The 11,079-nt window shown below is 67.4% G+C and carries 8 protein-coding genes; 1 reads left to right on the top strand and 7 read right to left on the bottom strand.

What is annotated here, in order from left to right:
• Positions 1-114: 114 nt before the first annotated feature.
• The 7 genes from PV341_RS39570 to PV341_RS39540 all read right to left on the bottom strand — a co-directional run bounded on the left by PV341_RS39570 (position 115) and on the right by PV341_RS39540 (position 9,424).
• On the bottom strand, positions 115-2,901 hold the full coding sequence (locus tag PV341_RS39570) for a tetratricopeptide repeat protein (RefSeq protein ID WP_500360323.1): 2,787 nt from the start codon (positions 2,899-2,901) through the stop codon (positions 115-117).
• Between the two features lie 4 nt (positions 2,902-2,905).
• Positions 2,906-3,331, bottom strand: coding sequence for a hypothetical protein (locus PV341_RS39565; RefSeq protein ID WP_500360322.1), 426 nt, complete (start codon positions 3,329-3,331; stop codon positions 2,906-2,908).
• A 344-nt stretch (positions 3,332-3,675) separates the two neighbouring features.
• Complete coding sequence (locus PV341_RS39560) at positions 3,676-4,008, bottom strand: hypothetical protein (RefSeq protein ID WP_500360321.1); 333 nt, start codon at positions 4,006-4,008, stop codon at positions 3,676-3,678.
• Between the two features lie 583 nt (positions 4,009-4,591).
• Complete coding sequence (locus PV341_RS39555; protein ID WP_500360320.1) at positions 4,592-4,984, bottom strand: hypothetical protein; 393 nt, start codon at positions 4,982-4,984, stop codon at positions 4,592-4,594.
• 42 nt (positions 4,985-5,026) lie between these two features.
• On the bottom strand, positions 5,027-6,724 hold the full coding sequence (locus PV341_RS39550) for an AbeC-like domain-containing protein (RefSeq protein ID WP_500360318.1): 1,698 nt from the start codon (positions 6,722-6,724) through the stop codon (positions 5,027-5,029).
• 222 nt (positions 6,725-6,946) lie between these two features.
• Entirely contained in the window at positions 6,947-8,761 is a 1,815-nt protein-coding gene (locus PV341_RS39545) for a TerD family protein (RefSeq protein WP_500360317.1), read from the bottom strand.
• Positions 8,762-8,959: 198 nt separating this feature from the next.
• The gene (locus PV341_RS39540) at positions 8,960-9,424 is read right to left on the bottom strand and encodes a DUF3761 domain-containing protein (RefSeq protein WP_500360316.1); all 465 of its coding nucleotides are present in this window, start codon (positions 9,422-9,424) and stop codon (positions 8,960-8,962) included.
• A gap of 346 nt (positions 9,425-9,770) precedes the next feature.
• On the opposite strand from PV341_RS39540, the gene PV341_RS39535 reads away from it, so the two are divergent.
• Positions 9,771-11,009: a TerD family protein gene (locus PV341_RS39535; protein ID WP_500360315.1), complete on the top strand. Its 1,239-nt coding sequence runs from the start codon at positions 9,771-9,773 to the stop codon at positions 11,007-11,009.
• Positions 11,010-11,079: the final 70 nt, after the last annotated feature.

Genomic DNA, 11,079 nt, shown 5'->3' with positions numbered 1-11,079 from the left:
CGACGACCCCAAGCCCTTCGTCTGGACGAAAACCGCAGACGAAATCTTCGAACGCCTCGCCGGATATCTGAACCGAATCAACGACTCAGGACACTAGCCCTGCGGTTGGTTAGTTCAAGAATCATTCGAACCGTGGACACCTGCCTCATCGCTTGTGTCCTGGCTTTCCAGCATGGCCAAGTCCGCAGCAGCGGACCGTGCCTCGGCGGCACCAATGCGGTGATAAATGCTTATAGCTTCCCGGAGGTGGTCAAGGGCACTTCGCCTCGCGTCTGCTTGTGCTTCGCAGTGGGCGATGCCCTCTAGCGCCCGTGCCTCTTCCAGAGCGTCTCCCACCCGACGCGCGAGATTCAGAGCCTGCCGGTACCGGGCAAGGCTCTCCTGTGGCTGGGCGGAGGCAGCCAGCAGCGCGCCGATACCGTTCAGGGCCTCAGCCTCACCAGGGAGGTTGCCGAGGGCGCGGTGGAGTTCCAGGGCTTGCTCCAGCAGGTCGGCGGCCGCCGGGTAGTCACCAGTCAGCCGCCGCACTGCCGCGAGCTCTGCCAGGGCGTAAGCCTCGCCGATGCGGGTGCCGAGGGCGCGGTGGAGTTCCAGGGCTTGCTCCAGCAGGTTGGCCGCAGCCGGGTAGTCATCAGTCAGCCGCCGCACTACGCCCAAGTTCCCTAGAGTGGCGGCCTCGCCAAAACGTTTGCCGAGGGCGCGGTGGAGTTCCAGGGCTTGCTGCAGCAGGTCGGCCGCCGCCCGGTAGTCACCAGTCAGCTGCCGTACCACTCCCAACTTCCCCAAGGTCTCAGCCTCACCGTGCCGGTCGCCGAGGGCGCGGTGGAGTTCCAGGGCTTGCTGCAGCAGGTCGGCCGCCGCCCGGTAGTCACCAGTCGACCGCCGCACCACGCCCAAGTTCGCCAAGGTCTCAGCCTCACCGTGGCGGACGCCGAGGGCGCGGTGGAGTTCCAGGGCTTGCTCCAGCAGGTTGAGCGCCGCCGGGAAGTCACCAGTCAACTGCTTCATCCTGCCGAGTTCCGCCAGGGTGTGCGTCTCACCCTCCTGGTCGCCGTGGAATCGGTAATGCGTCAGTGCCTGCTCCAGCAGGTTGGCCGCAGCTGGGTAGTCACCAGTCAGCCGCCGCACTGCCGCGAGCTCTGCCAGGGCGTAAGCCTCGCCGATGCGGGTGCCGAGGGCGCGGTGGAGTTCCAGGGCTTGCTCCAGCAGGTCGGCCGCCGCCGGGAAGTCACCAATCAGCCGCCGTATCACGCCGAGCTCTGCCAGGGTCTCAGCCTCACCATGTTGGTCGCCGAGGGCGCGGTAAAGGGTTAGGGCCTGTTGTAGTGATTCGACCGCAGCCGGATAGTCGTCGATTAGCCGCCGTGCTACCCCGTGCCCTTTTAGGGCCTCGGCCTCACCGTGGCGGTCGCCGTGGTGGCGTGCGGAAGTAGCGGCGAGTTGCTGCAGCGTGATGGCCAACTGCCAGGGACCTTCGCGCGTGAGGAAGGTGATCATTGCCGTGACCAATCGATTGACTCGGCGATGCTGGCCCTGTGCAGCGGCGTACCTGACGCAGGCGAGTATGTTGGGACTTTCGGTGCGCAGCCAGTTCAGAGATTGCGCAGAGGTGGTCAGCTTGGGTGTGTACGAATCCCTCGGTTTACGGGACAGGCCGAGCCGCTCGTTGATTGTCACCCTCTTGCTCTGGCGTGGGGCGGAGCCGGTGACGTGTTGGTCAGCGGTTTCGGCGACGTGCTGGTAGTAGCTCAGTAGCCGTTCGATGGCCTGCTCGCGGTCCTTGGCGGGATCCTGTTGCGCCAGAGTTTGCGCGTAGGCACGCACCAGGTCGTGGAAGCGGTAACGGCCAGGGGCAGGCTCGTCGATGAGGTGGTCGGCGCAAAGCGCCTGCAGATGGCGACGAGCTTGCGGTAGGGACATGCGATTGATCGCGGCAGCAGCGTAAATGTCAACGTCCGGGCCGGGGTGTAGACCGAGCCGGCGAAATAGGCGCTGCTGATCACCGGACAGGTCGCGATACGAGAGATCGAAGGCAGCGGCCACCGCGCGGTCGCCCGCTGCGAGTTCGCTCAGCTGATCCTGCAGGTCGGAGAAGGCAGCGGTGAACTGGGCAATGTTCCAGGCAGGATGGTGGGCCAGTCGGCTGGCGAGTAGAGAGATCGCCAACGGCAGGTAACCGCACAACCGGACTGCCTCGGATATTGCTCCGGCGTCGGCCCCAGTTGCGTTGCGGCGGGCGAGCCGGCTGAACAGCAGCTCAGCTTCTGCCGGAGGCAGTGTGCTCAGGGGCAGCGGCACGGCGTTATCAACAGCGACCAAGCGCCGACGGCTGGTGACCAGGACCAGACAGCCGTCGCACGCAGGCAGCAGGGGCTCGATCTGGGCGTGGGTGGCTGCATCGTCCAGGACCAGCAGCATCTTTTTGCCAGCGAGATGGTCACGCCAGAGCGCAGCACGCCCATCGAGCCCGTCGGGGATTTGCTGTGGGGCGACACCCCGCGAGACGAGGAGAGCGGCGAGGACATCCGAAGGATCGGCAGGATACTGGCCGGGGGTGTGACTGTGCAGGTCGACGAACAACTGTCCGTCCGGAAAGCGGGAGGCGAGCAGGTAGGCGGCGCGGGTAGCTAGGGCGGTCTTGCCCACCCCGGGCATCCCGTCGATCGTGTGGATGGCCAGCACCTGGGCAGGTCCGGCCGCAGCCAGGATCCGGTCCAGTTCGGCCTGGCGACCCGTGAACGCGGCGACATCGCGCGGTAGAGTCCGCGTCACGACCAGAGCCGTCGGCGCGGCATGGTAGTGGTTCTCCTGCTGGGCGTGGTCACCGACCACGAACGCTGCCGAACCATTGAAGGTGCTACTGGAAACGCCTTCAGGGGTGTGCGGAGTGGGGGTGGCCACGTGCCTATCCGAACGTATTGTTCTGCGTGTTGTGGTCACCGACCTGCAGTGCCGTCGGGCCGTTGAAGGTAGCGCCGGATTCCACCCCGGAGCTGCCAGAGGGCGCGTATTGCTGGATTATGGACCGCAGTTGGGCCGCCGACTGCTCCTGTTCGGCTCTACCTGCTGCTTCCAGCACCATGTGAATCCGGGTTTGCCAAGATGCCTCTTCACGGATCCGTATCCGTTCTGCTTGTGCCGGGTCGCCAGTCTGCAAGGCGGCAGCAGTCCGATCCAGGCGCTCAAGCTCCGTCTGTTCGTGTCTGCTGTCGTCCCGGCTGAACCAGCGCGCTACTGCCTGACGCAACCCGGCCCACGCGTCTGTCCCTGCCGCCTGCACAACGGCGCTGCCGCCAGCAGCAGCCAGCGCCGTCAACGCCTGCTCCAGCATCCCCTGCCCCCGATCGCTGTCCCTGCCAACACGGTAGCGACGCCAGCTGCATAAATCCTTAAGAACTGCTCGGCCGCCTCGGCGACCTCAAGCGCCAGGCCACCCACCAGCTGGCCATCCTCGACGACGACGAAACCCGTCATCGAAGATGCCGTCCGTGACATCGCGGAACCGTGACAGAGGTAGGCGATGGACGAGAAAGCACGGCAGCGCACCTTTTGGCCTCGTGGATCAGGCCGGAGGGCGTCGTCCCGTGAGGTTTCGCCAGTGTTCGCGGGCGGCCTCGAGCTCGACGAGCGCCTCTTTGAGGGCCTGATTGCGGCTTTGGCGTGAGGTGACTGCACTCAGATGCTCACGGCTTCTTCTGCCGCAGTGGTGTGAGACTGAGCGGCCTTCAGGTCCTCCTCAGCGGTTTTGATGGACGCGGGACGCTCCTTGAGGAAGCGGTTCTCTGCGGCGACCGCGTTCTGGATTCTGACACTGAAGTCGCGCACGCTGGCTTCAGTGTGCTCGTCGGCTCCGAAGTGCGCCAGGCTCATTTGGCCATCTGGTTGGGTCAGGTAGATGTAGTTGATCAGGGGCGTCCGTTCGAATCGCACGTCGAGACCGCCCAGCGGCCTTACTTCTACCGCAGCTGACTTGGTTACAACCACCGCCACATGCTTGTACAGCGTCACGGGCCCCAGCCGTCGCCTGCAGCAACCCGCGGCCCGGCTCACGCAACTGCTTCAGCTTCCGTTCAGCACTGCTGACACGGCTCCGGTACGACAGGTCAGCCTGAGTGACCTGACCGTGCGCGGCTGTCAGCTCCCTGCGTGCCTTCTCCTGTAGGTTGCGTACGGTCCGGCGCGCTTTCTCAAGACCCTGCCGGTCCGCTTGATGATCGCCAGAGAAGGCAAAGGCCCAGCCACCGGGGTAACGATGGCGCCGCCACCCAAGCCCCGCTAGACAGGCGACCACCACGATCACGATCGCTTCGATCACTCCCACACGCCCTCCCCACCCGACGAGCCGTGTCCCGCTGCCGACGCGCGCCGTTATCCCCAGCCCGAAAGGCGCGTCGGCCCTCGATGAATATCGGGTGTGAGAACGGGCCGGTCAACAGGGCCCCAGGTCCTGGGCGTTGTTCCGGTAGCCGTCATTGATGGCTGTGCGCGGCAGGAGCGAGGGCGGCGGAGCCAAGCTGGGTCCGGGACGGATTTGAGATGAGGGCACGCATGGATCCGTGAGCATCGGCCATGTTGTTTCCACCTTGCTGTTCTACGCGCTTCCGGCGACGGCGGTGACGAGCGGGATCAGCTGGGCGAGCAGGGCGGTGGCTGCGGGGTGGGTTTCGATGGTGCGGGTGAGGAAGAGCCCGGCGGCTTGGAGGCGGCGCAGGAACGTTTGGGGGTCGGCGGGTCCGGGGGCGGTGAAGGCGTCGTCGACCTGGGCGAGGGCAGTGGAGACGGCTTGTTGGACCGCGGGGTCATGGTGCTGGGGGAGTGCTTGCCGGATGGCGGCGACGTGGTCACGGATGGCCTGGACGGCTTCGTCGTTGATGCGGATGGTCTGGTTGGTCTGTTGGACGTGGTAGCCGCCCGCGATGGGGCCGTGCTGGGTGCCTCCGGAGATGCTGACGCCGATGAAGCCGTGCTCGTCTGGTGTGGCCATGGGGTGTCCTCTCGCAGCGGGAACTGGTGCGGTGCAGCGGGTTCAGGCGGGCGGCGGGCCGGGGGATGCGGTACCGGCCTGCGGGCTGGAGGGGGTGCTGGGCTGGACGGTCGTCTGGTTGGTCTGGGCGACGGTGTGGCCGCCGGCGATGGAGCCGCTTTGCACGCCGCCGTTGATGATCACGCCGGTGTTGAAGACCTGGCTGACGCGGGCGGTGAACTCGTCGCTCTCCAGACCTTTGCGTTCCAGGAGGTCCTGGACGGAGGAGATGAGGCGGTGCTCGACGGCTTTGACGTACCGCTCGATGTCCAGGCGCTGGAAGATGTTCTGCGGGCTTGGTTGTGCGACCTGCTCGCGCAGCGAGTTGATATGCAGGGGAGGCGCGGGCACGTCCCAGCCTTCCGCCTGGGCCGCGCTCCGCTCTTCCGGCTCCGGTTCCTTCCCCCACACCAGGCGGAACCGGCGCGCGAGCTGCCACGCGTGGCGTGGCACGGCGAGGAGGATGTCGCCGGGGATGGCGCACAGTGCGCTGAGCACGCCGGCGTCGATAGTGCGGATCGACCAGCGGTACATGCTCTGTACGGGGAGGAGGACCCGCACGGAGACCTCCAGGTACAGGATGTCGCCGTGCGTGGTGGCCCGCACGAAGGTGGTGGTGCTGAGGTCCTCCTCCCAGCTGCCGACGCGGATGCCGAGCATGTGCCGGGCCTCTTCGTCCTCGTCGGCAAGGACGTCCCCGGCCGGCCGTTTGCCGATCAGGGCAGGGTGGCCCTGGGGTGCGAAGACGTAGTCCCGCATCGTGAGCTGCTGCAGGCGGGCGCCGGGTCTGGCCTCTCCGGCCCGGAACCGTTGCATGCCTTCACGGATGGCATCGATGACCTCGGTGTGGCTGAGCAGCGGTCCGCTGTCTTCGGGCGGCTTGACCAGCCGCAGATGCCCGGCCCCGGCATCCGGCGGCACGGGGGACGTGTGGCGCCGCAGCTGTGTGGCGAACGACCACGGCGGGAACTGCTCCAGCTCGTCGCCGGCGCCGTAGAAGGCATCGTCGGCGTACTCGACGTGTGTGACCTGCTCCAGCTGCGACAATCGTCGCAGGCCCCGGGTGGTGGACGTCTCGATGCCGCCCCATACTTTCCGGGGCTCCGGTGGGCTGAGCCGTTTCGCGGTACGGATCTCCTGCCAGCGCCGCCGGCGCACCCTCCGCTCGGCAGCCGTCACCATGCCCCACCCGGTCGGCAACCCCACGAGCACCCACGTGCCGGCCGCCTGAGCGGCGACGGCCGGAGCCGACGACGCAGCAAGCCACGACACCTGCCCTCCCAGCCCGGACCATAGTGCGTAGACCAGCAACGCCGCGTAGACGACAAGGGACAAAGCCACGATCACCGTCAGGGCCGGCACCGCCAACTGCCTCACACCCGACGGCTTCGGAACACGCAGCCGCAGCTGCTGCCGCCAGTAGCTCCGCAGGCGCAGCGCCGTGGCAACGTAGACCACGAAGGCGGCCGAGACCGGCTCCACCCACAATGCCGCTACCAGCACTGCCAGCGCCGCCAACTCCCGTGCCGCATCCAGCCGCTGCGCTCGGACGCAATGCCAGGCCACCGCCCCCGGATCCACCCCGTAAGCGGGTGGCAGGAAACGCTCGGTCGGCAGCGTCAGACGCTGCAGGATGCCGGCCCGGAACGGCTCACGATGGTTGTAGGCGGCCGCGCACAGGAACCGGGTCACCCGGCTCACGCCGCTCCACGACCGGCTCGACCCTCCGACCGGCATCGCCGGATACGTTTCCAGGCTCTCTTCGGACAGCTCCCCACCCCCTGTCCCGCGGCAGTGGCGGTCAGCCACAGCCAGGCCGAGAAGTTACCCCTCCTGATGCTGCTCGCACACGAGCTCTCGAGCGACCGTTACGAACGAACCGCCCATGGCCGCCGCAACGTCCGGCGTATGTGTCCGAGCCGGCTATTCGATGGTGACGCCGTGGGCGCGGGCGAGGGCGTCGAGGCCGTCGGCCCAGCCTTGGCCGATGGCGCGGAGTTTCCAGACGTGCTGGCCGCCTGCGGTGTGGCGGTAGATCTCGGCGATGGCCATGGCGCGGATGTGGGGGTCGGCGGGTGGCTGGAATGTCCAGGCCGCGCCGGTCGCGCAGGTGATGTGCAGGGCGGCGTGGGTGAGGGCGCCGCAGGTCAGGCCGGTGTCGACGTCCATGTTGATGGCGAGGGTGACGCGCTGGATGTGCGGGGGCAGGGCAACGGCGTGGAGGGCCGCACGCTCCACCGTGTGGGGGCCTTCGGTCTGCTTGCCGAGGAGGCGGGCCGCTCCGTGGGCGGTGGAGGGCTGGTTGTAGAAGACGAAATCCTCGTCGCAGGTGACCTGGCCGTCGGTGTCGGTGAGGAAGAGGGTGAGGTCGGCGTCGGCGCCGGCGAAGCTGAAGTCGATGAGCAGTTGCTGCCAGGCCTCTTCGGGCAGGACCAGGTTCTGCCCAGGGGTGAGCGCGGTCGCCTGCGAGGCGGACGGTGAGACGGGAGCGTGGGTGGGTGCTGGAGGAGTGGCCGGTGTGCCCGGGTGAGTGAGGCTTTGGTCCCTCCATTCGGCGAAGGGCCGGATCCGGTACGGGTCCGACGGGGGAGCGGAGTGTGCGCCGGGCACGTTGGCGCGGAGGTCCGTGTCCAGGTCGGCCAGGGTCGCGTCACCGGAGGAGGCCTCGTCCTGGGCGTGGTCGAGGAGGCTTTGCAGCCCGGGCAGGCGGCTGGTGTCAAGGGGCTTGATGGTGCCGGACAGGTTCCCGGAAGCGGTGGTGGTGACCGAGCAGGCGACGTCCTGGCCGATGTCGAGGAACCGCAGGGCGTCGTTCGGCTCCCGCCAGGGGCCGGCTTCGACGGCTGCGCGCGTCCAGCGGCCGTAGGCCACGAACCCGAGCCGCTGCGTGTCCGGCAGGCGGGTGAGGACGGCCAGGTCGATGGCGGTGATCCCGGGTGCGGTGGCGAACGCTTCCTTGAGGGTGGCGATGATGTTCGATCCCATGGAGGTGAGCCACCACAGGGTGCGGTCCCGCTTGCTGAGCGTCTTGAGCGTGGGGCGTCCGCTGGAGGTGACACCGGGCGTCTGGTCGGGCAGGGAGTCGATGTCCTGCTGCCGCATCACCACGGACAGGACCGAGCCGTCGACGCCTACAGCACAGCCGGAAGCGGGATTGTCGGCGAAGGCGTAGTTGATCACCTCGCACACGGTCTCCTCGTCGTTGCCGAGCAGTCCCTGCCACCACTGGTCGGCCTCGGCGACCAGCCGGCCGTGGACGGTGTGCAGCCGAGCCTCTTCAGCGGCGAGGTAGGCCGGGGCGTCCTCCTCCGCCCTTCGCTTGGCCATCGCTCGTTCCGTGCGGGCGAAGACTCCCAACCCGGCAAGGTGGTGGGCCTGGGCTTCGGCCAGCGCCCAGGCCAGTCCCAGCTGCGGAGGTCCCGGCACCATCGGCGGGTGCACCTGGGGGAAAGTCTGCAGGTGGACGCTTGTCGTCTGCCGCCGCAGCTCCTGCAACTGGGCGATCGCCACGTCCCGTTGCGCCTCCTGCTGCGCCCGCTCGGCCTGGCGACGGGCACGGTCCAGCTGAGCCGCCGAAGGAGCCACAGCCCGCGTGCGCGTGGTGCGGCTCGTGCTGGTGCGTCGTCGTCCCCCACCCACGGAACTGGAGGCGTAGAACGGGCCGACCCCGGAGGAGATCCGCGTGCCACCGCTGCCCATGCTGATGCGCGCCGCCCGGGGTCCTACGGATGTGCGCACGCCCCGGGTCGAGACCCGAACGCTCATTCCCGGCACGCCCACACGAAAGCCGAAAGCCATGGTTCCATTCCGTCCTTGCTGCGAATCGGGGAGCACCGGCCCCGTATCGCCGTCGTGACCCGTCCGGACCGCCCGCCCTGCGCACCGCGCAGGGCCGCAGCCCGTCTCCTGGCCCAGTTGGTTGATCTGCCGCACCTGCTACCGGTAGAAGACGGCGACTCCACCGTGATGGGAACAAGCGCCCTGATGGTGGGCGGCATAGCTGTAGGTACCGTCGTTGCACAAGGCGGTGGCACCGGCAGGATGAGAGGTACCGCCGCCCGAGCTCGACGAGCCGCCGCCGGTGGTCGAGGAGCCACCCGACGACGAACCGCCGCCGCTCCCCCCTGAGGAGCCGTCGGCCGACTTGCGCGTCGCGGTCGAAGCGGGCTTGGCCGTCTTCGTCACGGTCACCGTGGGATGCGGCGTGACCGTCTGAGTCACGGTCACGGTGGGCGCCGGAGCCGGCGTCTTCGTCGCGGTCGCGGTGACCGTGACCGCCGGGCGAGGCGTCGAGCCGGCTGCGCTCGAGCCCCCGGTGCCGAAGGCGGCGCCCACCACAAGCAGCGCCAGGGCACCCGCCCACACGCGCTTGCGCTTGTGGAGTGGACGGATATCAGGCATGCGGACAGGCTCAGGCGGGCGGACCGCCCACTGCGGACCTGGCTGGTACTGGCTCATGCGATGACCCCCACGACGAACACCGGACCTCCTTGTCCGGACAGTTGAGAACTTTACAAATTCTCCCTGCAAAGCACACAACCCCGTTACATAATCGGGACCACCTGGCAGAGCTGCCCGGCCACCCGGTGGGTGCCGCACGCTCACGCGGCTGCCCTCGCCAGGCGAGGTCGCCGCACGCGCTGCCGCTCGCGTGCTGTGCCGGAGAGCTTTGGAAGTGTCTGCACATGTCTGCGGTGGACGCTACGGTTTGTACCACGATGATCTAAGAGGCCGCTGGGATGTGGGAATGATCGTGCTGAACAACGGCGCGAACGCGCCCCTCGCCACCGGGCCGGTGACGTTTCAGGTCACACCCGCAGGGGCGGCTTTGGACGTGTCCGCACTGCTCCTGGGACCAGGTGGCAAGGTCCGCAGTGACGACGACCTCGTGTTCTACAACAACCCTTCACACGATGGGGTGACCATCTCGGCCGACACCGTTGTGGCGGATCTACCCCGGATTCCCGCGGCTGTGGACTCAGTCGTCGTTATCGCCAGCGCCGATCCCCAACACCCGGGCACGTTCTTCACGAAGGCACCGGAACTGACCGTGACCCAGGACAGCAAAACGAGCATGGGCTTCACACCCCCGGACTTCGTGGACCGCGAAACAGTCGTTGTTCTGGCAGAGCTCTACCGCCGAAACGGGGCATGGAAAGTCCGCGCGGTCGGCCAAGGCTACGCGTCGGGCCTTGCCGGCCTCGCCACCGATTACGGTGTCGACGTAGACGACGATGGGTCGACAGGTACGACGGTCCCGCAACGATCTTCCCCCGGCCGCAGCACGGCGGCAGCCGGTGGCGTCGTCAGCTTGGCCAAGGTGGAGCAGATAGCGCCCGCGCTGCTGGCACCGGCACGCCAGGCCGGGCACGCGCTGCAGGGCGCGGGCCTGAACGGTAAGCGTGCCGCGGTGTATCTCATCCTTGACCACGACTACTACATGAAGGACTTCTACGAGTCCTTCGCGGTTCAGGCGTTCGCTGAGCGGGTGTTGGCTTTGTCGGCGAACCTCGACGACGACGGCACGGTACCCGTGATCTTCGCCAGCGGGGACGAGCCCTTCGTGGAAGAGATCTGCCTGGACAACTACCGCGGCCGGATCGGCCAACTCCACACCCAGGTCGACTGGGGATGGGGCAACGTCGGCGAGGCCATGCGACGGGCTGCCCGGCACTACCAGGAATCTGGAGCAACCGACCCTGCATTCGTCGTAGTCCAGGTCGGGGACGAACCATGGGACAAAGCCGAAGTCCGCTCCCTGCTCCAGAACACCGCCAGCCTCGGTCTCTTCTGGCTCTTCGTCGGATTCGGGCGCGGCAAGCTCGCCTTCTACAAGAACCTCAACGCCTCAACCTCCGTCACCTTCACCAACGTCGCGTTCTACGACGCCAGCAACAACCCAGGATCCGTACCTGGTGAACGCTTCTACACCGGCATCGTCGACGGGACTGTACAAAGAACGGCTCTGTCTCACATTCGGTGGTGACGGAGTGTGCTGCTATCCGAGGAGGATGCGGTGGCGAAGTAGGGTGAAGCCTGCTCGTCCGTGCATCTGT

The sequence above is a fragment of the Streptomyces sp. PA03-1a genome (assembly GCF_033792805.1).
GTDB lineage: Bacteria > Actinomycetota > Actinomycetes > Streptomycetales > Streptomycetaceae > Actinacidiphila.
Note: the sequence above shows the minus strand (reverse complement) of the source record. Positions and strands in the feature narration are given on the sequence as shown.